The following is a 22,868-nucleotide window of genomic DNA, read 5'->3' on the forward strand; positions in this document are numbered from 1 at the left end:
GTCTCGATGGCCGAGAGGGCGGTCGGCCGCGGGCTTCCCCCGTCGTGGCCGAGCTTCGGGTCCGGCGTGACCGGTCCCGGCTGATCAAGGCATGACAGGGCAGTCCCGGCTGCCCTGCCGTGCATCGCGGAGGTCTTCCTCGGGCACTTTGGAGCGGAAGCGGACCGAAACACCGCCACTTAGTGAACTTCCGGCCCGGTGTGCGCATCCAACCCGGTGAACGACGCACAGAACAGGCGGCTTTCGACCGTGGCGCCTCTCCAGGAGAGCCGCGCGGGGGAAGCCCCGAAGACGCCCGATGGAGGAATTCATGAAGTCATGGCGCACCCGTATCGCTCTCGGTCTCGCCGTGGGCGCCGCGGTGGTCACCGTTCCGCTGACCGCCTCGTCCGCCTTCGCCGCCGGCCCCCCGGCCGGTGACGGCTGGCAGCCCGTCGGCGGCGAGTCGTACGACTCCTGGCAGGCATGCAACGACCAGATCCAGGAAGACCTGAAGCTGAGCCCGCAGTACCACGAAGCCACCTGCGTCAGCGACCCCCAGCCCGGCCTGCCCAACTTCTACTCGGAGTGGATGCGCTGAGCATGCCCGGCATGGGCCGCCGCGAACGGTTCCCTGAACCCGCTTGCCCGTAGGGGTAGTTCGGGGACGCCGGGGACGTGAACGCGGCCCGCGCAGGGCCCTCGCGCGGCTGTCGCCGGTCCGGTCGCACTCGGCGGCCAGGGCGTGCGGCGGGCCGGGTGCGGCAGGGCGGATGATCGACGATTCTCCCGTGCTCGTGAGGTGAGGAGTGGAACTCCTCCTTCACGGCACGGGAGTTTCGTGCGCTGCGGGCCTCCGCACTCCCCGAAGCCCCTCGCCCCCAGCGGCCCCGTCGCCCGTTCAGCGGCAATGCTGAAAGGGCTCACCGGTTCCGGCTGTCCCCCTGCCTCGCAGGGGGACGGTGAGCGACGAATCCGCCGGGGATCTCGTTGCCCTGTGCGTCCCAGGACTGCGCCGAGCCGTAGCCGGACGCGTCCGGCCTGCCCTCCAGAGACTTCATCCGGACACCCATTCCGGACGGTGCGTACCACGTCCGGTTCGAGCCGTTGCTGTGCATCTCATTGGCCATGTCCGCGGCCGCGGTCGCCATCGGATGGCCGGAGGTGCAGGACATGAGCAGCCCGTCCTGGCCCGGGGTGTTGCGGGCGGCCTCCCGGTATCCCGGGTGATTGCGCAGAATGCGGCTGAACGTGGCCCCGTCGACCTTTACCGCCTTGACGGTCCCCGGGGCCACTTCCACCGGCACGCTGAAGAACTCGTTGGACGCGTGGGCGTGGACGTACAGGGGGCGGTCGCTCCACGGTGCGGGCACCGGGGCCCCGAAATGGAACGTGGGTGCACGGATATCGCCTTGGAGGTTCACGTTGTAGACCTCCACGTCCGAGGTCCGGTGGGGCTGCTTCGCCCATGCCGTGACCTGTTCGATGTCCCCCGGCATGGTCGGGAAGGAAATTCCGACCAGGGCGTTCGCATGGTCCCGCAACGCCTTCGCGCGCACATGTTTGAAGTCGAATTTGTAGTAATTGCCCGCGTGGTCCAGGCCGTCCAGCGGGCCGCCCTGCCCGAGCACGGCGGTGCGCCCGCTCTGCGGCATCCGCTGCACCGGCCGGGTGGCGGCGGCGTGAGCCGACTCCGGACCGCTTCCGCGGCGGTCGGCGTCCGGCCGGTTGCGCGCCGACGGCCCAGCGGCCCCGGTACGGTTCGCCCCGCCGTCACGCAGCATCTGGACCATCGCGGCGTTGCCCATGGTCCCCTGCACTCCGCGGGTCGCCTCGACCACCGCCCCGGACGCACGGCCGCGCCCCGGCCGGCTCGCGGCACTGTGCGCGGCGACCGTGTCCATGTGCGCTGCCGGTCCGGCATCCGCCTCCCGTGAACGCGCCGGTGGCTGCCTCGGCGCAGGGGTCTCCGGCTTCTCTCTCGTACGCAATCTGCTGCTCCTTCGGACGTTCAGCTCGCTCGGTGCCCCTGTGGCACTCTAAGGAGTCCTTGCAGAATGATCTTGGTGTGGCATGGTGGGTGGGAAGGCGAGCGCGTTCCTCGGGGGTCAGGATGACCCGGCCGAAGCCGTGGGAGGCCGGTGACGAGCTGTGGGCGCTCATCGAGCCGTTGCTGCCCCGGCGCCCACGCGGGTACCGGTATCCGGGCCGCGAGCGCATCGACGACCGCAGAACGCGGGGCGTCCTCTTCGTTCGAGCTCCTCGTTCGAGAGTCTCGTCCTCATACCGTCAGGCGGTCGCGGCGGAGGCACCGAATCCCGCCGCGGGCTGGTGCAGCGTCTCGTTCCTGCACACATGCACCGGTGCGAGAAGGGCCTGGTGGAAGGAGCCCAGCTTGCGCCATCGCGTGCCGCGTTCACACCGTCGGGCATAGATCAGCCAAGAGACATGCTCGACCAGCCCATGAGGGGCGTCGAGCGTGGCTCGATACGGGACCAAGCGAGGCTCCTCGGACGAAGCGTGGTGCGTGACGAACACCACCGCGACGACCAGGATCTCGTCTCGTCACCTCACCCCCCTGACCTGCATCATCACCCCCGCAGGACAGGATGGAAACGGTTCAGTGACTTTCAGCCGGATCGTCCTCATCGCTGATCAGTCGACCGATCTCGGTCATCTTCGTGAGGCGACCGTCGCCGCCGAGGCGACCGATGAGATGTGACTCGCCTCGTGCGACAGTGCCGTCTTTCAGGTCCATCCGCACCAGGACCCGGGCCGCGGCAGTGCTGGGCGACTGACCGCTGTCCCACACAGTGTCAACCACTGTGAGCAAGCCGTCATTCATGCCCGAACGCAACTCCATCACGTGCTGGAGGTATTCGGTAACGGATGATTCCTTACCGTTGAGCCTAAATGTGGCGTCCGGATCGACGAGAGCATGCACCTCCCGGATAAGCGTTTCGTCGTAGGCCTCAAATGTCAGTGCGCCGAGCCGAGCGAGGGGGTGGGTGTATTCCGAGCTCAAGCCATAAATCCTTCCAAGGCAGTGGCCAGGTGCGCCACTTATGAATTTCACCGTGTCTGCCGACAGGCAGGCCGCAGCCTGGAACCATAATAAATGCGACCGGCGCGACCACGCCCACGTTTCGCCGAACCTTTACCCACCCTCCACGCCTCGACGGAGACCCTGACTTTGTCTCCGCGCGCAACTGGTCGCCTGTTGGCCAACGAGCGAGGCTACGCGTCGGTCGCCTGCCCGTGCCTGATGGATCGCGACCGTATTAAAGGGCCTATGAACGCGGTTCGCCTCGGCTGAACGCCCCGTGGAGAGCGGCCATTTCGCGACGCGAGGCCGACGCGCTCCTGTGCTTGAGGCCGGCTACGGCATCGTCAAGTACATCGCACCACCGCCCATCCGCCGGTACGCCGACGTGGCCGACGCCCATGTCGACGCGGCGGCGAAAGGGGTCGGCCGACGCTTCGGACACGGCCGGCGACCTATGGGGCAGCATTCTCTGCCCGAGCCGCTGCCCGGCAGGTTCTGGCGCCGTCGCACCGCGCGTGTATGAATGGAACGAGGTGTAACCTCACCCACACTCATGGAGGCGAACCATATGCGGTCGCAGTCGGAACAGGCCGGCGCGGGAACTCGGAGCGCGGGTCGGCGGAGCCGAAACCAGGACGCGCCCGTTCTCAATCCGCTGACTGCGGCTGAAATCACGTCGATCCAGCGACTGGCGAATTCCAGGACCGTCGCCCGCGCTTCCGACCAGGAACAGCACGTCCACGGCGCCGGCTGCGGTCACGGCGGGGGCGAGAGCGGCGATACCGCCGCCGCGCAGAGCGAGCTTCTGAATTCGGCCATGTCCTCGCCGAGTCGCCCCTTGGGCGGGACCCTGCGCTCCGAGGCGGATTCCTTTTATCAGAACGACTTCTCCCCTGCCCGTATCCACGACAACCAGATCGCGCAGCGCGCGACCGAGGCGCTGGGCGCGCAGGCCATGACCGTGGGGTCCCATGTCTTCCTGGGGCGAGGGGCGGCCGGCAACAAGGAAGTCATGGGTCATGAACTCGGACACGTCGACAAGAACTTGCGCGGCGTCCGGGAGACAGGGAACGACAACGGCGCCGGTGTGAGCGTGACCGACCCCCGGCAGGGCTCGGAGCGGACGGCGGAGGTCGACGGAGCCGCGTTCGCCGCGGGCATCGAAAGGGCCCCGTCCGCCGGCGCCCATTCCGTTGAAGCGGCGCCGGAAGAGTCCGTACAGCGTTCGGTCGACGAGGCCGCGATGAGCCGGATGCGGTCCTTGCAGGGTGTGGCCGGCAACAGGGCCGTCACACGGCTCCTCAGCTAAGGGCCGGAGTTTCAGAGCCGGAGCCATTTCAGGGCGGGAGCCAGGGGCCGGAGTCGGGGCCGGCGTCAGAGGCCGGATTCAGGCGCCGTCTCTCTGGGGGCGGGGCAGGGGCCTTGCCCCCTTGCTGCCTTGCCCCCCTGCCCCCCTTTGCCCCCAGAGGATGGACACCTCTTACGGACGTAGCGGGGTCACCCGCGCCGCTGATCCGCATCCGGGCCCGGGTGCGCGCTGCTGCGGGCGTCGAGGCCGCGGCGGAGGCGGTCGGAGCCGGGGTCCGGGGTCGGGTCCGCGGTCGGGTCCGCGTCCGAACTCGGGTAGCCGCGGGGCATCGTCGGCCTCGGCGTGCCGACGCTCGGCCGGCGGCCGTCGCTCGGCGGCGGCGAGGGCGTGGGGGAGGCGGCCGGGCCGTACGCGGGCGGCACCTGGGGTGGCCGGAGCGGGCTGCCGGGCAGCAGCAGGTACAGGGACACGGAGGCCGCGACCGCGCCGACGGCGGCGAGTACGGTCCGGCGCACCCGGCGCGTGCCCCAGGCCCGGCCGGCCGGCGGGGGCGCGGGCGCGAGGTCGTGAGGGGTGATCAGTTCGGCGCGGGCTTCGAGGGCCGCGCGCAGCCGCGCTTCGGTCTCGGCGTGGCGGTCGGCCGCCGCGCCGGGGTGGCGTGGGCTCAACGGTCCGCCTCCAGCAGTCTCTTCTCCAGGGCGTCCAGCGCGCGGCTCGCGGTGGACTTCACGGTGCCGCGGGACAGCCCGAGGGCCTCCGCGATCTGCGCCTCGGTCAGCTCCGACCAGTAGCGCAGCACCAGCACCTCCCGCTGACGTTCCGTCAGCTTGGCCAGTGCGTCGAGCACTTCCCCGTGCTCCTCGGCGAGCAGCAGCCGCTCGTCCACGGGCGGTCCGTACCCCTCGTGCGGCGGCGTGTACGCGCGCGCCGTGCGACGGCGGCGGAGCACCGAGCGGGCGGCGTTGACCACCGCCGTGTGCAGATACGCCGCCGCGTCCTGGAGGTCGTCCAGCGACGCGCCGTGCCTGCGGCACACCGCGGTGAACGCGTCCTGCACGACGTCCTCCGCGGTGTGCCGGTCATCGACCAGGAACACCGCCAGGCGCACCATCTCCAGCCGCCGCGCGTGGTAGAGGTCGGCCAGGGTGGGCCGGTGCGAATCCCGTGGGCCCTCCTCCCCGGGCGGCCGGCGCACCGCCCGCAGCCGGCGGCCGTAGAGGGGCGTCTCGGCGGCAGACCGCGGGGTGGGCTTCCGCGCCGAGGACTTCGGGCCCGACTGCTCGACCGACTGGCCCGACTGCTTGACCGACCGCGCGGCAGCCGACCACGGGGCCGATCGCGCGGCGGCCGACCACGGGACCGGCCACGGGCGGAGCGGGGACGCGGGCCACGGCTCGGGCCACGGTTCGTCACGCCCCCCGGCCGTACGCGCGCGGCGCAGCAGCCGCCGGGCCCAGCGCAGCGGCCCACGGTCGCGTGGGACATGACGTGCCGGTGCCGCCGCCCCCGGCAGGAGCAGCGGCACCGGCGGAACGCATATGGGGTGCATAGACCTCGTTCACCTCGGTCGAAAGCGCCTTCACCCCCACCAGACGTGTGGCTCAGTCCCGGGTTGCGGCCGACCGGTGAGAGATTTCCGATGGGACGGGCGGCGGCGGCGCCGAACACGTCGTGTCGTGGGCCGGGAGATCGCCGTCGAACAGGTACTTCTCGACGAGGGAGTCCACGCACGGGTTGTGGTTCGTGTACTGGCCGTGGTCGCCGCCCTCCACCGTCACCAGACGCGAGCCGCGCAGTCCCCGGTGCGCGGCGAGCGCGCCCTCGTAGTGGGTGGCGGGGTCGCGCAGCGAGTTGAGCATGAGGGTCGGGGGCAGCCCCTCGCCGGTGACGTTCACCCGCGGGGCCGTGGTGGCGGGCCAGTACGCGCAGGTGGCGGCGTAGGCCAGTTCGCGGGGGCCGACCAGCGGATACGTCTTCGCCGCCGCGGCACCGCGCTCGACCCAGCGGGCCACATCGTGGTCCCACGGAGTGTCGTTGCAGGTCACGGAGAAGAACTCGGCGGCGAACTCCGGGCTCTGGTACGAGCCGAAGACCTTCCTCGTGAGCTCGCGCTCGTCCGGAGTCGCGGAGCCCCAGTGGTCCAGCGCGGCCAGGGCCCGCGCCAGCGGGTCGAAGCCCCCGGCGGCGTTGTACATCGCCTGCATCGTGCCGCTGTCCAGCTGGTTGGGGCCGATGAGCGACGCCCCGACGGCGAGCGGCCGGTCGTGCAGCGCCCGGCGGCGCGCCTCCCACTTCTCCTTCGCCTCGGCGGCCGTACGCCCGTAGTGGTAGACCGAGTCGTACTTGGCGAGCCAGGGCAGGAAATCGCGGTCGAACCGGCGCTGGAAGCTGCGCGGCTGCCCCGCCTCCCACTGGTCCATCCTGCCGGTGAAATCGATGTTGCTGTCCAGCACGGCGCGCGCCACGCGCCCCGGGAACTCCGTCGAGTAGTACGCGCCGACCATCGTGGCGTACGACGCCCCGTAGTACGAGATCTTCTCCACCCCGAGCAGCGAACGGAACAGGTCCATGTCCCGTGCCGTCTGCTCGGTCGTCAGATACGGCGTCAGCCCGCCCGAACGCTGCCGGCAGCTCTCCGCCAGCGCGCGCGACCGGTCCAGGACGCCCTGGACGGCGGCGGGCGAGCGGTCGCGGAAGTCGTGCGCGTAGAACTCCTCGAACTCGGCCGGGGTCTGGCAGTGCGCGCGGGTGCTCCGCCCCACGCCGCGCTGGTCGAAGCTGACCACGTCGTACGCGGCGGCCACCTTCGGCGAGTACTTCGCGATGTTGGCCGGTCTCTCCAGCCCCGTGCCGCCGGGGCCGCCGGCGGCCATCATCAGCACTCCGCGGTGGTCCGCCGCCGGGCCGCTCGCGCTGTGCCGGGACACCTCCACGCTGATGTCCGCTCCGGTGCCGGGGTGGTGCCAGTCGCGCGGGGCCGTCATGGTCGCGCACTCCAGCGCCGGCTGCCCGTCGCAGGCGTGCCAGCTCAGCCGCTGGTCCGCGTAGCGGGCCGGTACGGGGTCCGGGGCGGCGCCGCGCGGCTGGGCCTGGGCCGCCGGCGCCGGCAGGACGGCCGCGATGGCCGCCATGGCCACGACCGAGGCGGCGGGCAGGGCCCGCCGCCGCTTCTTCAACTTCCTCAACCTGAACATGGTCTCTCCCCCTGGGGTTGCGGTGACGGCTCCCATCCTCGGCGCGGGCACGGCCGCGGTCGATCATGCTGGTGCCACCTTTTCGCCTCGGCGGCGGTACGGCCCGCCCACGCCCCACGCCTGATGCAGGGCGTCGGCGAAGGCCCCCGCGACGAGGTGTTCGCCGCTCGGGTTCGGGTGCGTGCCGTCGTACGTGTCGCGGGCGAGGTCGTAGCCCGGCGGCGGGGAGGCCAGCAGCAGCGGCGAGGCGGGGGAGGAGAGATCGGCGACGGCCTTCGCCAGCAGTTCGTTGAAGCGCTCGCACTCCGCGGCGAACAGCGGATCGGTCAGCGCGCGCGTGTTGGGGATGACGGGCAGCAGCACGGCCCGCAGCCGCGGAGCGGCGTCGCGGGCCGCCGCGAGGAAACGGCGGACGTTGGCCGCCGTCCGCTCGGCGTCCGTATAGAAGCCGAGGTCGATCAGGCCGAGCGCCACCAGCAGTGTGTCGGCCCGCGCGGCCCGTACCGCGTCGCCGACGACCGGCGCCATGTGCAGCCAGCCTTCGCCCCACCCCGCGAGGTGCGCCCGCGCGGAGCGGGGGAAGGCGGGATCGGCGTAGTCCTGCGAGACGGCGGCGTCGGCCGCCGCGTCGTACAGCCCGTCGCGCGGCCCGACGATCTCGTACGGGGCGCCGTACGCGGCCTCCAGGTGCTGCCACATCCGGTACCGCCAGGTGAAGTCACCGGCGACGCCGATGGTCTGCGAGTCGCCGACGAACATGATGCGCACGGTGGTGTTTTCCTGGTCGGGGCTTGAGGCACGCGGAGGCGCGCCGCAGGCCCCTGGGCCGGGCCGTCACCCGCGCCCAGAAGTATCCCGGACCCGCCCGCCGCGCCGGTACGTGACCTTGCCCACCTCGCGGCGGCGCACCCACCGGTCCGGCCGGCGGCGGCTCACTCGTTGGGCAGCCGCAGCTCGTAGTGGATCGACCGCTCCCGCTTGACCTTGTGCATCAGTGGGACGAACACGCCGTGCAGGAACCGGTACTTGCGGGCGATGGCCTTGGCGGCGTGCTCGTTCTCCTCGCCGCCGTGGTCGAGGAGGCGCGCCCGCGCCGTGACGGCCGGGCCGGTCGGCGCGCCGCGGAATGTGGACGGGGCGACGGTGACCTCGGGATTGTTGCGCATCCGCTTGGCCTTCCACGCCGTACCGAACGTACGGACGTAGGCGCGCTCGCCGTCCACGGCGATGTTGACGGGGGTGCCGACGGGTGTGCCGTCGCGCTTGTAGGTGGTGAGCAGGACCGTGCGCTGCTTGGCGAAGGGCGCCAAACCGGGACCCACGGGAGTTGTCATGGTGCATGTCTACGCACTCGCGGCCCGTCCGGCTACCCGCTCATCAGGCCACTCGCCCGTACGGACGGCCATCCGCCTGTGCGTGCGGCCACCTGTCTGTGCTTACGGCTATCTGTCTGTGCGTAGGGGCCCCTCGCCCGTACGGTCCTGTCGGCCCGTGGCACGCGAACGGGCCCGTGGCACGCGAACGGGCCCCCGGCGCGCTGTCGGAGGCCCGTATCGGCAGGCCCGTATCGGCACTGCGTCCCGCAGGGCTACAGCTTGCTGATCACGTAGTCGACGCACGCGGTGAGCGCCTCGACGTCCGCCGGGTCGACGGCCGGGAACATCGCGACCCGCAGCTGGTTGCGGCCCAGCTTGCGGTACGGCTCGGTGTCCACGATGCCGTTGGCGCGCAGCGCCTTGGCGACGGCCGCGGCGTCGACGGACTCGGCGAAGTCGATGGTGCCGATGACCTGGGAGCGCTTGGCCGGGTCGGTGACGAACGGCGTCGCGTGGTCGGACCGCTCCGCCCAGCCGTACAGCCGCGAGGAGGAGTCGGCCGTCCGCTTCACGGCCCAGTCGAGGCCGCCCTGGCCGTTCAGCCAGTCCAGCTGGTCGGCGAGGAGGAAGAGGGTGGCCAGCGCCGGGGTGTTGTACGTCTGGTTCTTGAGGGAGTTGTCGATCGCCGTCGGCAGCGAGAAGAACTCCGGCACGTGCCGGCCGGACGCGTGCACGCGGGCCGCGCGCTCCAGGGCGGCGGGCGAGAACGCCGCCAGCCACAGGCCGCCGTCGGCGGCGAAGGACTTCTGCGGGGCGAAGTAGTAGACGTCCGTCTCGGTGATGTCCACGGGCAGGCCGCCCGCGCCGGACGTCGCGTCCACCAGGACGAGTGAGCCCGCGTCGGCGCCCGCGACCCGCTCGATGGGGGCGGCGACGCCGGTCGAGGTCTCGTTGTGCGTGAGGGCGTAGACGTCCACGCCCGCCTCGGCGGCCGGCTCCGGGTGGGTGCCGGGCTCCGAACCGATCACGGTCGGCTCGGCCAGCCAGGGCGCGAGCTTCGCGGCCTTCGCGAACTTCGACGAGAACTCGCCGAAGGTGAGGTGCTGCGACTTGTTCTCGATCAGCCCGTGGGTCGCGATGTCCCAGAAGGCGGTGGAGCCGCCGTTGCCCAGGACGACCTCGTACCCCTCGGGCAGGGAGAAGAGGTCGCGCACACCGTCACGCACCTTGCCGACCAGGTTCTTGACCGGGGCCTGGCGGTGCGACGTGCCCATCAGTGAGGTTCCGGTGGCAGCAAGGGCGCTGAGCGCCTCCGTACGTACCTTGGACGGGCCAGCGCCGAAACGACCGTCGGCGGGCTTGATGTCAGCGGGAATCTGGATCTCGGCCACGGGCGAAGCGTAATCCGTCCGGGCCCGGCGACGTATCCGCGGTCCACCTCCCGAGACGGTTGTGTGCGTGAGCGGCGGGGCCGGGCGCCGTGGCGTGATGACCCGCCGTGTGATGGCCGATGGGGCGTGGCCGTGGTGAGGGCGCTGATCATTGGGCAGGCTGAGTCTTATGGGTGCCAGGGGTTCGACGGGATCAACGGGAGCATCGGGATCAACGGGCTCGACAGGCTCGACGGGGCCGACGGGTTCGGCTGGGGCAGCGGGTTCGCGACGTGACCGGGATGCCGGAGCCGCCGACGCGGCCGGAGCTGCCGACACCGCCGGAGCTGTCGGAGCTGTTGGCGCTCTGCGACGGGAGCTGCGCGCCGCCGTGCGCGGTGAGGTCTCCTTCGACGCGGCGAGCCGCGCGCTGGCGACCATGGACGCCTCGAACTACCGGCGGGTGCCCGTCGGCGTCGTCGCCCCGCGCGACGCCGACGACGTGGCCGCGGCGCTGGCCGTGTGCCGGGCCCGCGGGGTGCCCGTCGTGCCGCGCGGCGGCGGCACCTCCATCGCCGGACAGGCCACCGGCGTCGGCGTCGTCCTCGACTTCACCCGGCACATGCGCGCGATCGTCGCGCTGGACCCCGAGGCGCGCACCGCCGTCGTCCAGCCGGGTGTGGTCCTGGACGACCTCCGGTCGGCGGCGGGCGCGCACGGGCTGACATTCGGCCCCGACCCCTCCACCCACAGCCGCTGCACGCTCGGCGGGATGATCGGCAACAACTCCTGCGGCTCCCACTCGGTGGCCTGGGGCACCACCGCCGACAACGTCCACGAACTGGACGTCCTCACCTACGGCGGCGAGCGGACGCGGCTCGGCCAGGGGCTCGACACGCTCCCGCCACGGCTCCGCGACGGGCTGCGGGCCCTGGTCGACGGGGACCTCGCCCGGCTGCGTACCGGCTTCCCCGAACTGCCGCGCCGCATCTCCGGCTACGCCCTCGACGAGCTGCTTCCGGAGAAGCGCGCCGACGTCGCACGCGCCTTCACCGGCTCCGAGGGCACCCTCGGAGTACTGACCGAGGCGACCGTACGGCTGGTCGAGGCGCCGCGGGCGCGGGCCCTCGCGGTCCTCGGGTACGCCGACGAGAGCGCGGCGGCGGAGGCCGCCGCCGGGCTGCTGCCGTACGGGCCGCTGACCGTCGAGGGGATGGCCGCCGACCTCGTACGGGACGCGGCGGGGCTGCCGGGCGGCGGGGCGTGGCTGTTCGTGGAGGCCGGCGGGGAGTCGGCGGGCGCGGCACGGGCCCACGCCGACGCGCTCGTACGGGCCGCCGACGGCTCCGTCGACCGCCTCGTCGTCACCGACCCCGCCGCGCAGCGCGCCCTGTGGCGCATCCGCGAGGACGCCAGCGGCACGGCGACGCGCATGCTCGACGGGAGCGAGGCGTGGCCCGGCTGGGAGGACTGCGCGGTGCCGCCCGCGAGGCTCGGCGCGTACCTGCGGGACTTCCGCGCGCTGCTCGGCGAGCACGGGCTGCGCGGCACGCCGTACGGGCACTTCGGCGACGGCTGCATCCATGTCCGTATCGACTTCGACCTGTTGAGCGCGGACGGCGTACGGCGGTTCCGGGGGTTCTCCGAGGCGCTGGCCGGGCTGGTCGTCGCGCACGGCGGCTCGCTCTCCGGCGAGCACGGCGACGGGCTGGCGCGGGCCGAGCTGCTGCCCAGGATGTACGGGCCCGAGATGGTCGGCCTCTTCGAGCGGTTCAAGGACCTGTGGGACCCGGACGGCGGCATGAACCCGCAGGTCCTGGCCCGGCCCGCCCGGCTGGACGAGAACCTGCGCTTCGAGGTGCTGCCGAAGCGGCCGGTGGACGTGGAGTTCGGCTACCCGCAGGACGGCGGGGACTTCTCGGCGGCGGTGCGGCGGTGCGTTGGTGTGGCCAAGTGCCGCAATTCCTCCAGTGGTTCGGATGTGATGTGCCCGTCCTTCCGCGCCACGGGCGAGGAGCGGCACTCGACGCGGGGCCGCGCCCGGCTGCTGCACGAGATGCTCGCGGGCGAGGTCGTCACCGATGGCTGGCGCTCGGAGGAGGTACGGGACGCCCTCGACCTGTGCCTGTCCTGCAAGGGGTGCCGCAGCGACTGCCCGGTGGGCGTGGACATGGCCACGTACAAGGCGGAGTTCCTGCACCACCACTACGCGAGGCGGCCGCGCCCGGCCGCGCACTACGCGATGGGCCGGCTGCCGCTGTGGCTATGGGGGACGGCCGCGCTGCGCTTGTCGCCGATGGCCACCGCGGCGGCGGGCGTCCGTCCGCTGGCGGCTTTGGCCAAGCGGGCGGGCGGCATCGCTCCGGAACGTACGATTCCGACGCTGGCGGCGGAGCCCTTCACCCGCTGGTGGCGCAGGCGCGCCCCGGCCCCCGCCGGCGGCCGCACGGTCGTCCTGTGGCCCGACACGTTCACCAACTACCTGACGCCGTCGGTGGGCCGGTCGGCCGTCGCGGTCCTGGAGGCGGCGGGGCTGCGGGTCGTTCTGCCGCCGCGCCCGGTCTGCTGCGGGCTCACTTGGGTGACGACCGGCCAGCTCGACGGCGCGCGCCGCGTCATGCGGCGCACCCTGCGGACGCTGGCCCCGGCCCTGACGGCGGGCGTCCCGGTGATCGGCCTGGAACCGAGCTGCACCGCGGCCCTCCGCACAGACCTCCCCGAACTCCTGGGCGCCGAGGACGCCCGCGCCACCCGCCTGGCCGCGTCCGTACGAACCTTCGCCGAGGCCCTGGAGGAGTACGCCCCCGACTGGACACCCCCACGCCTCGACCGCCCCGTGGTCGGCCAGACCCACTGCCACCAGCACGCGGTACTGGGCGACGCTCCGGACCGCCGCTTGCGGGAACGAGCGGGACTGACGGGCGAACTGAGCGGCGGCTGCTGCGGCCTGGCCGGGAACTTCGGCTTCGAACGCGGCCACTTCGACGTCTCGGCTGCTTGCGCGGAGGAGCAGCTGCTGCCGTCCGTGCGCCGGGCGCCGGAGGGGTCGGAGGTCCTGGCGGACGGCTTCTCGTGCCGGACGCAGCTGGGGCAGTTGGGGGGCGTGCGGGGGCGGCACTTGGCTGAGGTGTTGGCGGAGGGGTTGGGGGGTGGGGGGTAGGGGGAGCGGGGCGGGTGCTTCCACTCTGTCCGGTGTGTGGGCCGGCCGAAGGGGCCGGACCGTCGAAGGCCGGGGCCGACCGCGCACGGGGGTGGTCCGCGCGGACCCATGCGCTGCGGCGTAGGTTCTCGGTGGTCCCCGCGAGGGACGGCCCGCGTCGGTGCCGTAGGGCCTTGAGCAGCGCATCCCCGCCGTAGCCAGGCGTGGCCGTACTGGTTCATGCCCTCACGGTGGCCTAAAACTCAGGCTGTTACACGGGCACGATCAGCCGTGGCTTCCCTGCTTCGGCGGTGTACGTGAGGGTCTGCCACGTCCCCGACGACTCGTCGCTGTGGTGCGGGAAGCCGATCGTCATCTGTGCGTGGTCGACCATCCACCGGTTCCGCGCGTGGTAGGCGGGTGAACCGAGTTCCTGCGCGCCCAGCTCGATGACCTCCTTGACGCGCTCGCGGGCGCGGGCGATGGCCTGCCGCGCCTCGGCGGGCTGCTGGGCCACGGTGCCCGGCACGACGACGGTGATGGCCGCGGTGGTATTGCCGGCCAGCCACAGCAGGGCCAAGGAGTCGATGCCCTTCGCGCCGCCGATGAAGAAGCGGGCACCATCGGCGAAGGGACCGATGTAGTTCGCGAACAGGGCCGCGTACTCGTCGAGCGGCCGGTGCCCGGTGGACCGCGTCCCCGTGATCGCGACTGCCCGCATGATCAACTCCGTGTCATAGGTTGTCATACCGCCCCGGCCGCCACGCTGCCGCGCGGAGATCGGCATGTGAACGCCGAGCGACGCACCCAGCTTGCGGGACACCCCAAGAGGCACGGCCTGCTCATCGACGATTGCGCGGTGCGGCATCTACGCGTCCGAAGGCAGGGGCCGGCAGCGGCCCAGCCGCCCCGTAGCGTGCCGTCGTGTGATCGAGAGCATCGTCTTCGACGTCGGGGAAACACTGACCAACGACGATCGCTACTGGCGCTCGTGGGCGGACTGGCTGAACATCCCACGGCACACCCTGTCGGCTCTCGTCGGAGCCGTCACCGCCCAAGGGCGCGACAACGCCGACGCCATCCGCCTCGTCCGCCCAGGCGTCGACATCCATGCCGAGTACCGGGCACGCGAAGCGGCCGGACAGGGCGAGATGCTCGACGACACGGACCTGTACCCCGACGTCCGCCCCGCCCTCAGCGGTCTCCGCGCGCTCGGCGTACGGGTCGTCATCGCCGGAAACCAGACCGCCCGCGTGGGCGAACTCCTACGCGCCCTCGAACTGCCCGCCGACGCCATCGCCACCTCCGCGGAGTGGGGCGTCGCCAAACCCTCACCCGACTTCTTCGAGCGCGTCATCGACCTCGCCCAGGCCGAGCCGCACGAAACCGTCTACGTCGGTGACAACCCCGCCAACGACATCATCCCCGCGAAGGCCGCAGGGCTGAGAGCGGCGCACATCCGGCGCGGCCCATGGGGGCATCTGTGGGCAGATGCCCCCGAGGCCGCCGCCGCAGACTGGCGCATCTCCTCGCTCACCGATCTCACCGCGCTCATCAGCGAACGGCACGAATAGGCGGTGCAACTCTGGCGGGCCGATCAATGAGCCGCGCCGTAGTGATTCCCCGCCCACGCCACCGCGACCGTCCGGCGAACGGGTTCAACTCCTTTCGTCTGCAAACAGGTTCAGGGCGTACCGTTTCAGATGTCGAAGCCTGAAACGGAGTCCGGTATGCCTCAGTGGTCCGACTACAGCAACGGCGAACGAATCAAGATCCTTCGCGGCTCGGAGATCAAGCAAGCCGACCTCGCCGAAATGACGGGTCTCTCGATCCCCACTATTCAGGCCGCCGAGCAGGACAAACGGCTGTCGCTCCCTACTCTGCTCAAAATTGCCGGCGCACTCAGCGTCGACACGTCAGTGCTCCTCGGACAGCAGGCGCCACGCCGCGCTCTGGGGCAGGAAGACCGAACGATGATGCGGGCCCTCTCGCACGCGGTGCACGACACGGCGGTAGGAGCCCCCTCGACGGTCGACGCACCGACTCTCGACGAACTCACCGCCGTCATCCGGCAGGGCTGGGAACTGTACTGGAAAGGGCACTACACGGAGGTCGGCTCGCTCGCCGCGCCCCTGTTGCGGTCGGCCGCGGCGAGGCTGCGCGAGCAGCCGGTCGGCGAGCAGGCTCCGGCCTGGGGCATCGTGGCCGATGCGTATCGCATCTGCGCGTACGTCGCGAACCTCCTCGGCGTGCGTGATCTCGCATACGCCTCGATCGGTCATGCGCAGCGCGCTGCCGAGTTGGCGGGCGACGACCTTCGGCAGGCGCTCGTGGCCTCGGGCCGTGCGTGGGTCTACCTCCGCGACGCGCGACTGTCCGAGGCGCTCGACCTCGCCGAGCGCGCTGCCGTCGACATCGAGCCACGGTTCTCGCAGGCGACCCAGGAGCAGCTCACCGTGTACGGCTCGCACGTGAACTTCGCCGCTGTCGTGGCCAGCAGGTTGGGTGACAAGGACCGGGCCGCCGACTACCTGTCGCAGTCGCACGCGACGGGTGCCCGCATGGGGCGGGAAGTCCGGGCGCACGGCACGCTGTTCGGCCCTGTCTCAGCGACGACGCAGGCAGTCGGCGTGAACGTGAGCCTCGGGCAGACGGGGAAGGCACTCACGCTGATCGACGCGATCGGCGACACGACGCAGCTCAGTGAAGCGGCACAGCACAGGTACGAACTCGACAAGGCCCTGGCTCAGGCGGACGCGAAGATGTGGGACACCTCGCTCGACACGCTTGAGGCGGCGCTCAGGACGGCACCGCAATGGGCCCGGCACCAGGCGCTTCCGCAGGTGATCGTCTCCAAGGTGGGGCGAGCGTCGACCTCGCGTCTGCGTCGCGTGTCCAAGCTGATCGGCACGGGCCAGGGGATGACCGGATTCCCGACGGCGACAGCCAGGACCGCGCTCTAGCGGGGCGTTGACTCGTACGCCACGTACGACTCTTCGCCGGTCGGTGGCGTCGGCTCGTACGTGGTGTGGGGCTACCGGCTTCATGACCTGCGGAAGTCGTACGTCCTGTTTCTGTACGGGCACCCACGGTAGCGAGATCGTTGCCGACATGACCGAGATGCCCGCACAACCGAACCGGCCTTCGGCGCAGACCCGGCGTCGGCGCGCCATACACAGCGCAGCGGCCGGACGTACCGCGGTCGTTCTCTACGTCTGTGCCGGTGATCCCGCGTGCGGGACCACTGACGCCCTCTCCAGCCTCCGTGACTACGCGGCCGCTCGCGACTGGCAAGTCAGCCGGACAGTTCTCGACACATCGCCTCTTGGTATTCCGCTCGCCGAGCGCGAGCGATGGGGCGAAGTACAGCGCACGATCGAGGATCGTCGCGCCGAGGGCGTCGTCGCCCTTCAAGGGCACACCGGTGAGGCTGCCTCACCGAATCGCTTCCCCTTGCTGCAATGGCTCGCCCACCATGCCGCGTTCCTCGCCGTCGCCCCGCACGTGGAGCGGAACCGACCCGAACGGACCCCGGCATGACCGAGCGCTGCGCCCCTCCACCGATTTCCTCGCTGTGGCAGGACCACACCGCGGCCAGGTTCTTGACGCCCACGCGGGCGGCGGCGCACGCGGCCGAGGACGAGTGGTGGCGCCGGGGCATTGCCCTCTTCCTCGTCGGGCCGGCCTGGGACGCGGTCAAGCTCCCCGCGCACCTGGTGCACGCTGTCGCCGGGGGCGGCGACCGGGGGCGGGTACGGGCGATGCTGCGCTGCCTCGGTGTCACCGGGCCCGTCGCCCTCGTCGGCGGGACCTACGTCGTCCTCGTACCGCCCGGCACCGCCGCCGGCTGGGACGCGGCGGCGGAGTGCGTCACCACCACCGACCGCGAGGCCCACTACATGGGTCTGCCCGCACCTCACACCTGCGACGGGCCACGGGCGCATTGGGTGATCCCACCGGGCACCGTTCTGAGCCCCTCGTCCGCCGTGCGCGCTCTGATCGCGGTGGGCGCGGACATTGGCTCCGACGACGCGGGGGAAGCCGAGTCGTGAACAGCCCCGGCAACCGCCGCCCGCCGTACCCCTGCCTCGATATCGGCCCCGCGCTCTGCGAGGCCATGGAGACGTTGCAGCTCGCCATGTGTCTACGAGCCCTCAACGAGGCCCGGACCGCCGTCTTCGCGCACCAGAACCTTCTGCCGGACAAGGTCCTGATGCCGATCACGGGCGCGTTCCGGGCGCTGGACGACGCCGTACGTATCGCGAAAGGCCGCCACTACCAGCACCCACGGGACCGCCCATGAACGCCACCCGACACGCAACAGGGACGAGCTATCCGTCGGTGGCGCACTGGCTGGCCGCTTCCTCGCCCCAGCCCCGTGCCGTTCTCGCCCTGTGGGCACAGGGGCAGGCCGCCACGCTCATCAGCGGCGTCCGCTGGGACGCCATCGAAATGCCACTCGGCCTCTCCAGCCGGGCCACGACCTACCTCGCCTACCGCAGTCAGCACGTCGGCCCGTATCTGCTGTGCGGCTCGGAGGACGCGGCCTGGTGGCTCGTAGAGGCGGGCCGTGGACAGGCGCTCGCCGATGTCGAGCGGGTGAAGGTACTGCCCTCAGGCTGTCCCATCACGGCGTCAGTACCCGGGACGTACAGCGACAGGCTGTGGGTTCTCCCCGAGGAGACCGACGCGCACCCGCGCCCGTGGCTGAGGCTCACCTCGCCGGGAGCCCTGCGCGTGGCCGTCGACGAAGCCGTACGGTCCCGCCCTGCCGTCTACCGAACTGGGGGGTGCCGTTGACGAGCGGCGAACCAGGTGACACGTAACCCTTCGGGCCGAAGACCGGCCTGCACCGCACCTGCTCCTCGCGGTGTTCATCGTGCGAGGCCACGCCCATCAGGTGCTATACGAGCTTGACCGGTTCACTCGTTCAGCCAACGGGCCGGCGGGCGGCGGAGAGACGGTCCAGGTTCCGTCCCGGAGGACGCGGGGCGGTTCGGCATCGTCGGGGTATGGAGCCCGGTCAGCTCACCCGAGGGCGAGATCAACGAGCTGCTCAGCGATGACGAGGCGCGTCGCCCTTACCCGCCCGCCCGGAGCGCACTCGTGCTCAAGTGCTGCCGGTGAGCGCCTGCCGGTGATCACTGGCGGAGTCGAGAACGGTACTCGCCCGGGGACGTGCCCCGGGCGCGTCTGAAGGCACGGCTGAAAGCGTGCGGAGAGGCGTAGCCGACCGCGCCGGATATCGACTCGACCGGCTCATCGGTGTCGCGGAGCCGGACTGATGCCAGGTCGATGCGCCACTGCGTCACGTACGCGCCCGGCGTCTGTCCGAGGGCGGATCGGAAATGCCTGGACAGCGTCGCTCGGGAGACGCTCGTCGCGGCGGCCAGGGTCTCCGTGGTCCAGGGGTGCTCCGGTCGGGCGTGGACACATGCCAGGGCGTCGCGCACGACCGGATCACGCATCGCGCCCAGCCATGAGCCGGACTGCTCCTCCGGGTGGCGGGCCAGCCAGGCGCGTACGAACTGGACGAGCAGAAGGTCGACGATGCTGTTGACGGCGGCGGTAGTGCCGATCTGGGGCTGTGCGAGTTCCGCCGTGAGGAGTTCGACGGTCCTTCTGAGCTGCGCGTTCTGGCGGGCTGTGACGTGCATCGGCCGGGCGAGGGAGGTGAGTACCGGGGTGCTCACCTCCGGGTCCTGGTCATAGTGCAGGACGATCACTTCTGTCTGCACCGGCGCCGAGCCCAGCCGCAGGGCTCGGCCATCGCCGAAAGCCCGGGCCGCCGCCTCACGGTCGCAGGACCCCATCGTCACGTCGGCGCCGCCGGCTATCCCGTGTGTGGTGCCCGGCGACACCAGAACGGCGTCTCCGGCCTGCACCTGAAGAGGTTTCTCGCCTGTGGCGTGGAGCCACATCGTGCCGTGGGACACCACGTGCAGTGCCGCTCCTGGGTGAGTGTCCAGCCGCAGGCCCCAGGTTCCTCCGGCCTTCAGCACGACTCCGAGCGACCCACGCGCACCCGAAACACGCAAGACCTCCGCCAGCACATCCATGGGTCCACTCTCGTCCACCGCCGCGAAGCGCCCACCTGCGGGTGACGGCGCTTGTGTCCTCGTTCGCAGCTTCAGGTCACGTCGAGAACGATCTTTCCGTGCACTTTCCGCGCGAACAGCGCCTGGACGGCGTCGTCCACGTCCTGCCAGTCGCCTCGCAGTCCGACCGGTGCCGAGAGCTTTCCGGCGGCCATGAGGCCCAGCAGATCCGTCAGGTCCTCGCTGGTCGGCGTCATGTCGCCGTACGTGGCGATGCTGCGGGGTTCGCCGAAGCCGAACAGGGCCCCTGGCGGGAACGTGGTTTCCTGCCCCGAGGAGTAACCGACCAGGTGGATGGTGCCGCCCTCGGAGAGGGAATTCCACGCCTGGGCCACCAGCGGCCCGCCGACCGTGTCCAGGACGAGGTCGAACCGGCCCTCGGTCGCTGCCAGGTCGGTCAGCACCTCGTCGGCGCCGAGTTCGCGGAGCCCGGCGGCCCGGTCCGGCGAACCGACGAGTGCCGTCACCCGAGCGCCCGCCAGCGCCGCCAGCTGGACGGCGAAGTGCCCCACGCCCCCGCTGGCCCCGGTGACCAGGACGTTGCGCGCCAGCAGGGAACGCTTGCGCAGTACCCGGAGTGGGGTGACTCCGGCGATCCCCAGCGCGGCGGCGTCGGCCAGGTCCACGTCCTCGGGGACGGTGCCGAGCGAGGCGGGGCTGACCGCCACCCGCTCCGCCCACGCGTGGGGAGTCATTCCCAGTGCGACGCGCGTCCCTTCGGGCGGCCCCGAGCCGTCGGACGCGGCGCGCACCACGACGCCGGCCGCGTCGTGACCGTGCACAGCGCCGGCCGTCCACCTGTGCAGGTAATTCAGCTCCCCGAAGTTGAGACCGATGTGCCGTATCTCCACCAACGCCTCGCCGGGGGACGGCACGGGCTCATCGACATCGGCGAACCGGACGGGCCCGGCCTCGCCGTGAGCGACCACAAGGGCGCGCATATGGGTGCTTCCTTCTCTCGTGATGACGCCGGAACACTCGGCGCGGCAGCGGATCGAGTGTGCGAATGCCGCACTGGCGTCTTCTGAAAAACCCTACGCAGGACCGGGACAGCGACCAGTCCCGTGAGAATCAATGAGTTGACGATCTGTGTCAGTGCGGCTCACGGTGCGGTGAGCTCTGCACCCGTCCGAGTGGCGTTCAGCCCGTCCGGTGTTTGAGGACGCCCGCTGGGTGGTGCTCGGGTGTCCCGGCCTGTCCGGCGTTTGGGGACAGCCGATCACCCAGTGCAGGGCCCGCGCCTTTCAGCCCGTCCGGCGATTGAGGGCACCCGCCGCGCAAGGCTTGCGCACCCCAGCCCGTCCGGCGTTTGAGGACCGGGGTCCGGGGCGGAGCCCCGAAGTCTTCAAACGGCCCGCAGCGAAACCTGGCGCGCGAGCGCCACCAGCTCCCCGATCGCCGGATGCCCCGGACCGCTCCGCCACGCCAACGACAGCGGCAACTCCGGCGCATCGACCAGCGGAATGTAGGCCACATCCGGATGCTGGTGCATCACGGCCGTGGCCGAGGTCGTCACCCCCACCGCCCGCCGAGCGGAAATGGCGGCCAGCCAGTCGTCATTGTTGGCGACCGTCACCGTGGCGGTGGGGCGACGCCCCGGCGGCCAGAGATCCAGCGTCGTACTGCCCGCGACCGTGTTGAGCGCCACCGGATGGTCCGCCAGATCCGCGAGCCTGAGCTCGGAGCGAGCGGCGAGCGGATCGGCGGTGGGGACGGCGGCGAGCCGGGGTTCGGTGAGGATCACCTCCGTGACCAGGCCGGGGGCCCGGACCTCGCCGCGCAGCAGGGCGACGTCCACGGCGCCGCGTGCCAGCCCGGCCGTACGGTCGTCGATGCGCAGGAATTCGAGCGGCGTCTCGGGGTGGGCGCGGCCCCAGGCGAGGAGCAGCGGGGTCGTGTACGCGCCGAACGCCGACCAGGCGTGGCCGAGCCGCAGCGGCCACGGGCGCAGCCGCCCGACGTCGACCGCGTCGTCGAAGGCGGCGACGGCCGCCGCGGCCTTGGCGCGGAAGGCGTGGCCCGCCTCGGTGAGTTCGAGGTGGTGGGTGGAGCGGTCCACGAGCTGCGCGCCCAGTTCGGTCTCCAGCCGGCGCAGGGTGCGCGAGACGGCGGGCTGGCTGAGGTGCAGGCCGGTGGCGGCGCGGGTGACGTTGCCGGCCTCGGCGATGGCGAGGAAGCAGCGGAGGTGGCGCAGCTCGATGGTCATGTCCACGGAGCATAACGGCAGGGAAATAGGCATTTCACGCAACGCCGGATGGTACCTAGCGTGGGGTGCATGAATCGTGCACGTGTCGACGCCCGTACCGCTGACGCCCCGGCGGCGCCCCTGCCCGACCCGTCCGGGAAGGCCGCTCCCGGCGGCGGACAGCTCACGTCGGTGGCGCTGGTGATCGGCGGGGTCGTGTCGTTGCAGTTCGGCGCGGCCGTGGCGGTGCTGCTCTTCCCGCGCGCGGGCGCGCTCGGCGTGGTGACGCTGCGGCTGGTGCTGGCCGCGGTGGTGCTGCTGGTGGCCTGCCGGCCGAGGCTGCGCGGCCACGCGCGGGCCGACTGGCTGCTGGTGTGCGTCTTCGGGGCGGCGCTGGCGGGCATGAACACCCTCTTCTACCAGGCCATCGACCGGATTCCGCTGGGCGCCGCGGTGACGCTGGAGGTGCTCGGCCCGCTGGTGCTGTCGGTGGCGGCCTCGCGCCGGCTGGTGAGTCTGGTGTGGGCGGGGCTGGCACTGGGCGGGGTGTTCCTGCTGGGGCGCAGCGGCTTCGGTTCGCTGGACCCGGCGGGCGCGGGGTTCGCGCTGGCGGCGGGGGTGCTGTGGGCCTCGTACATCCTGCTGTCCGCGCGTACCGGGCAGCGCTTCCCGAAGGCGGACGGGCTGGCGCTGGCGATGAGCGTGGCCGCGGTACTGAGCATCCCGCTGGGCGTGGCGAGCACGGGGACGGCGCTGCTGGACCCGGTGACGCTGGGGCTGGGCGCGGCGGTGGCGCTGATGTCCTCGGTGCTGCCGTACACGCTGGAGTTGCTGGCGCTGCGCAGGCTGCCCGCGTCGGGGTTCGCGGTGCTGATGAGCCTGGAGCCGGCGGCGGGCGCGGCGGCCGGTTTTCTGCTGCTGTCGCAGTCCTTGTCGGTGGCCGAGGGGGTGGCGATCCTGTTGGTGGTGGTGGCCAGTGTGGGGGCGGTCCGTACGACGTCGGCGAGGCGCGGCGGGCCGGTGCCGTTGGGGGACTGACGGGCGTGGCTCGGGACGGGGCGGTCGGCGCGGCTCGGGGAGCGGCGGGTGCCGCTCGCTGGCGGCGAGCGGGGTTTCGGAGGGCTGTGCGCCGGGGCTTCGGAGGGCTGTGCGCCGGGGTTTCGGAGGGCTGTGCGGCGGGGCCGCGCGGCCCCGCCGCGTTTCTGTGAGCCCGCCATGATTAATGCAATCAC

At 71.7% G+C, this 22,868-nt stretch carries 22 protein-coding genes and 2 pseudogenes; 11 read left to right on the forward strand and 13 right to left on the reverse strand.

The features are described from left to right. Positions 1-310 precede the first annotated feature (310 nt). The gene (locus tag AC07AB_RS10700; protein ID WP_478563318.1) at positions 311-580 is read left to right on the forward strand and encodes a hypothetical protein; all 270 of its coding nucleotides are present in this window, start codon (positions 311-313) and stop codon (positions 578-580) included. Positions 581-902: 322 nt separating this feature from the next. Here AC07AB_RS10700 and AC07AB_RS10705 read toward each other — a convergent pair whose 3' ends face one another. Further along, complete coding sequence (locus AC07AB_RS10705) at positions 903-1,883, reverse strand: hypothetical protein (protein WP_478563321.1); 981 nt, start codon at positions 1,881-1,883, stop codon at positions 903-905. A 209-nt stretch (positions 1,884-2,092) separates the two neighbouring features. Here AC07AB_RS10705 and AC07AB_RS10710 point away from each other — a divergent pair. After that, positions 2,093-2,233, forward strand: a pseudogene (locus tag AC07AB_RS10710) (IS5/IS1182 family transposase); the annotation flags it as partial. Between the two features lie 38 nt (positions 2,234-2,271). Here AC07AB_RS10710 and AC07AB_RS10715 read toward each other — a convergent pair. After that, positions 2,272-2,520: pseudogene (locus AC07AB_RS10715) on the reverse strand (IS5/IS1182 family transposase); the annotation flags it as partial. Positions 2,521-2,599: 79 nt separating this feature from the next. Next, entirely contained in the window at positions 2,600-3,004 is a 405-nt protein-coding gene (locus AC07AB_RS10720; RefSeq protein WP_478563324.1) for a hypothetical protein, read from the reverse strand. Positions 3,005-3,842: 838 nt separating this feature from the next. Between AC07AB_RS10720 and AC07AB_RS10725 the strand changes: the two genes are divergently transcribed. After that, complete coding sequence (locus AC07AB_RS10725) at positions 3,843-4,334, forward strand: eCIS core domain-containing protein (protein ID WP_478563327.1); 492 nt, start codon at positions 3,843-3,845, stop codon at positions 4,332-4,334. Between the two features lie 188 nt (positions 4,335-4,522). On the opposite strand, the gene AC07AB_RS10730 is transcribed toward AC07AB_RS10725, so the two are convergent. From AC07AB_RS10730 to serC, 6 genes are all read right to left on the reverse strand, one after another. Next, complete coding sequence (locus tag AC07AB_RS10730) at positions 4,523-5,002, reverse strand: hypothetical protein (RefSeq protein WP_478563330.1); 480 nt, start codon at positions 5,000-5,002, stop codon at positions 4,523-4,525. Next, positions 4,999-5,775, reverse strand: a complete 777-nt coding sequence (locus AC07AB_RS10735) for an RNA polymerase sigma factor (protein WP_478563609.1) — start codon at positions 5,773-5,775, stop codon at positions 4,999-5,001. The genes AC07AB_RS10730 and AC07AB_RS10735 overlap by 4 nt, the downstream gene beginning before the upstream one ends. Before the next feature lie 160 nt (positions 5,776-5,935). Beyond that, positions 5,936-7,528, reverse strand: coding sequence for an alpha/beta hydrolase (locus AC07AB_RS10740; RefSeq protein WP_478563333.1), 1,593 nt, complete (start codon positions 7,526-7,528; stop codon positions 5,936-5,938). Between the two features lie 63 nt (positions 7,529-7,591). Continuing rightward, positions 7,592-8,287, reverse strand: a complete 696-nt coding sequence (locus AC07AB_RS10745) for a GDSL-type esterase/lipase family protein (RefSeq protein WP_478563611.1) — start codon at positions 8,285-8,287, stop codon at positions 7,592-7,594. A 173-nt stretch (positions 8,288-8,460) separates the two neighbouring features. Then, the gene (locus AC07AB_RS10750; protein ID WP_478563336.1) at positions 8,461-8,862 is read right to left on the reverse strand and encodes a PPOX class F420-dependent oxidoreductase; all 402 of its coding nucleotides are present in this window, start codon (positions 8,860-8,862) and stop codon (positions 8,461-8,463) included. Positions 8,863-9,116: 254 nt separating this feature from the next. Then, entirely contained in the window at positions 9,117-10,235 is a 1,119-nt protein-coding gene (gene serC / locus AC07AB_RS10755; RefSeq protein WP_478563339.1) for a phosphoserine transaminase, read from the reverse strand. A 418-nt stretch (positions 10,236-10,653) separates the two neighbouring features. On the opposite strand from serC, the gene AC07AB_RS10760 reads away from it, so the two are divergent. Next, positions 10,654-13,374 carry an FAD-binding and (Fe-S)-binding domain-containing protein gene (locus tag AC07AB_RS10760; protein WP_478563614.1) on the forward strand — a complete coding sequence of 907 codons (2,721 nt, stop codon included), beginning with the start codon at positions 10,654-10,656 and terminating at the stop codon, positions 13,372-13,374. Between the two features lie 250 nt (positions 13,375-13,624). On the opposite strand, the gene AC07AB_RS10765 is transcribed toward AC07AB_RS10760, so the two are convergent. Beyond that, entirely contained in the window at positions 13,625-14,101 is a 477-nt protein-coding gene (locus AC07AB_RS10765; protein WP_478563342.1) for a DNA-processing protein DprA, read from the reverse strand. Between the two features lie 178 nt (positions 14,102-14,279). Here AC07AB_RS10765 and AC07AB_RS10770 point away from each other — a divergent pair, with 178 nt between their 5' ends. From AC07AB_RS10770 to AC07AB_RS10795, 6 genes are all read left to right on the forward strand, one after another. Continuing rightward, positions 14,280-14,927 carry an HAD family hydrolase gene (locus tag AC07AB_RS10770; RefSeq protein ID WP_478563345.1) on the forward strand — a complete coding sequence of 216 codons (648 nt, stop codon included), beginning with the start codon at positions 14,280-14,282 and terminating at the stop codon, positions 14,925-14,927. A gap of 129 nt (positions 14,928-15,056) precedes the next feature. Then, complete coding sequence (locus AC07AB_RS10775) at positions 15,057-16,316, forward strand: helix-turn-helix domain-containing protein (RefSeq protein WP_478563348.1); 1,260 nt, start codon at positions 15,057-15,059, stop codon at positions 16,314-16,316. Positions 16,317-16,464: 148 nt separating this feature from the next. Next, complete coding sequence (locus tag AC07AB_RS10780) at positions 16,465-16,893, forward strand: hypothetical protein (protein ID WP_478563351.1); 429 nt, start codon at positions 16,465-16,467, stop codon at positions 16,891-16,893. Beyond that, the gene (locus tag AC07AB_RS10785) at positions 16,890-17,405 is read left to right on the forward strand and encodes a hypothetical protein (protein WP_478563354.1); all 516 of its coding nucleotides are present in this window, start codon (positions 16,890-16,892) and stop codon (positions 17,403-17,405) included. Before AC07AB_RS10780 ends, AC07AB_RS10785 begins: the two co-directional genes overlap by 4 nt. Further along, entirely contained in the window at positions 17,402-17,656 is a 255-nt protein-coding gene (locus AC07AB_RS10790; RefSeq protein ID WP_478563356.1) for a hypothetical protein, read from the forward strand. The genes AC07AB_RS10785 and AC07AB_RS10790 overlap by 4 nt, the downstream gene beginning before the upstream one ends. Further along, entirely contained in the window at positions 17,653-18,153 is a 501-nt protein-coding gene (locus AC07AB_RS10795; RefSeq protein WP_478563359.1) for a hypothetical protein, read from the forward strand. Before AC07AB_RS10790 ends, AC07AB_RS10795 begins: the two co-directional genes overlap by 4 nt. Positions 18,154-18,494: 341 nt before the next feature. Here AC07AB_RS10795 and AC07AB_RS10800 read toward each other — a convergent pair whose 3' ends face one another. From AC07AB_RS10800 to AC07AB_RS10810, 3 genes are all read right to left on the reverse strand, one after another. After that, a complete protein-coding gene (locus AC07AB_RS10800; RefSeq protein ID WP_478563362.1) occupies positions 18,495-19,412 on the reverse strand; it encodes a cupin domain-containing protein in 918 nt (305 codons plus the stop codon). 71 nt (positions 19,413-19,483) lie between these two features. Then, positions 19,484-20,392: a zinc-binding dehydrogenase gene (locus AC07AB_RS10805; RefSeq protein ID WP_478563365.1), complete on the reverse strand. Its 909-nt coding sequence runs from the start codon at positions 20,390-20,392 to the stop codon at positions 19,484-19,486. Positions 20,393-20,796: 404 nt separating this feature from the next. Next, a complete protein-coding gene (locus tag AC07AB_RS10810) occupies positions 20,797-21,657 on the reverse strand; it encodes a LysR family transcriptional regulator (RefSeq protein WP_478563368.1) in 861 nt (286 codons plus the stop codon). A 69-nt stretch (positions 21,658-21,726) separates the two neighbouring features. Between AC07AB_RS10810 and AC07AB_RS10815 the strand changes: the two genes are divergently transcribed. After that, on the forward strand, positions 21,727-22,674 hold the full coding sequence (locus AC07AB_RS10815) for an EamA family transporter (RefSeq protein ID WP_478563371.1): 948 nt from the start codon (positions 21,727-21,729) through the stop codon (positions 22,672-22,674). Positions 22,675-22,868 lie beyond the last annotated feature (194 nt).

This window comes from Streptomyces sp. NPDC044033 (assembly GCF_056434425.1).

What these genes read in the sequence shown, in the direction of transcription:
- AC07AB_RS10700 (WP_478563318.1), top strand. Translation starts at nt 311, where the DNA reads ATGAAGTCATGGCGCACCCGTATCGCTCTCGGTCTCGCCGTGGGCGCC.
- AC07AB_RS10705 (WP_478563321.1), bottom strand. Translation starts at nt 1,883, where the DNA reads ATGGACACGGTCGCCGCGCACAGTGCCGCGAGCCGGCCGGGGCGCGGC.
- AC07AB_RS10725 (WP_478563327.1), top strand. Translation starts at nt 3,843, where the DNA reads ATGTCCTCGCCGAGTCGCCCCTTGGGCGGGACCCTGCGCTCCGAGGCG.
- AC07AB_RS10740 (WP_478563333.1), bottom strand. Translation starts at nt 7,528, where the DNA reads ATGTTCAGGTTGAGGAAGTTGAAGAAGCGGCGGCGGGCCCTGCCCGCC.
- AC07AB_RS10745 (WP_478563611.1), bottom strand. Translation starts at nt 8,287, where the DNA reads ATGTTCGTCGGCGACTCGCAGACCATCGGCGTCGCCGGTGACTTCACC.
- AC07AB_RS10750 (WP_478563336.1), bottom strand. Translation starts at nt 8,862, where the DNA reads ATGACAACTCCCGTGGGTCCCGGTTTGGCGCCCTTCGCCAAGCAGCGC.
- AC07AB_RS10760 (WP_478563614.1), top strand. Translation starts at nt 10,654, where the DNA reads ATGGACGCCTCGAACTACCGGCGGGTGCCCGTCGGCGTCGTCGCCCCG.
- AC07AB_RS10765 (WP_478563342.1), bottom strand. Translation starts at nt 14,101, where the DNA reads ATGACAACCTATGACACGGAGTTGATCATGCGGGCAGTCGCGATCACG.
- AC07AB_RS10775 (WP_478563348.1), top strand. Translation starts at nt 15,057, where the DNA reads ATGTCGAAGCCTGAAACGGAGTCCGGTATGCCTCAGTGGTCCGACTAC.
- AC07AB_RS10780 (WP_478563351.1), top strand. Translation starts at nt 16,465, where the DNA reads ATGACCGAGATGCCCGCACAACCGAACCGGCCTTCGGCGCAGACCCGG.
- AC07AB_RS10785 (WP_478563354.1), top strand. Translation starts at nt 16,890, where the DNA reads ATGACCGAGCGCTGCGCCCCTCCACCGATTTCCTCGCTGTGGCAGGAC.
- AC07AB_RS10795 (WP_478563359.1), top strand. Translation starts at nt 17,653, where the DNA reads ATGAACGCCACCCGACACGCAACAGGGACGAGCTATCCGTCGGTGGCG.
- AC07AB_RS10800 (WP_478563362.1), bottom strand. Translation starts at nt 19,412, where the DNA reads ATGGATGTGCTGGCGGAGGTCTTGCGTGTTTCGGGTGCGCGTGGGTCG.
- AC07AB_RS10805 (WP_478563365.1), bottom strand. Translation starts at nt 20,392, where the DNA reads ATGCGCGCCCTTGTGGTCGCTCACGGCGAGGCCGGGCCCGTCCGGTTC.
- AC07AB_RS10810 (WP_478563368.1), bottom strand. Translation starts at nt 21,657, where the DNA reads ATGACCATCGAGCTGCGCCACCTCCGCTGCTTCCTCGCCATCGCCGAG.
- AC07AB_RS10815 (WP_478563371.1), top strand. Translation starts at nt 21,727, where the DNA reads ATGAATCGTGCACGTGTCGACGCCCGTACCGCTGACGCCCCGGCGGCG.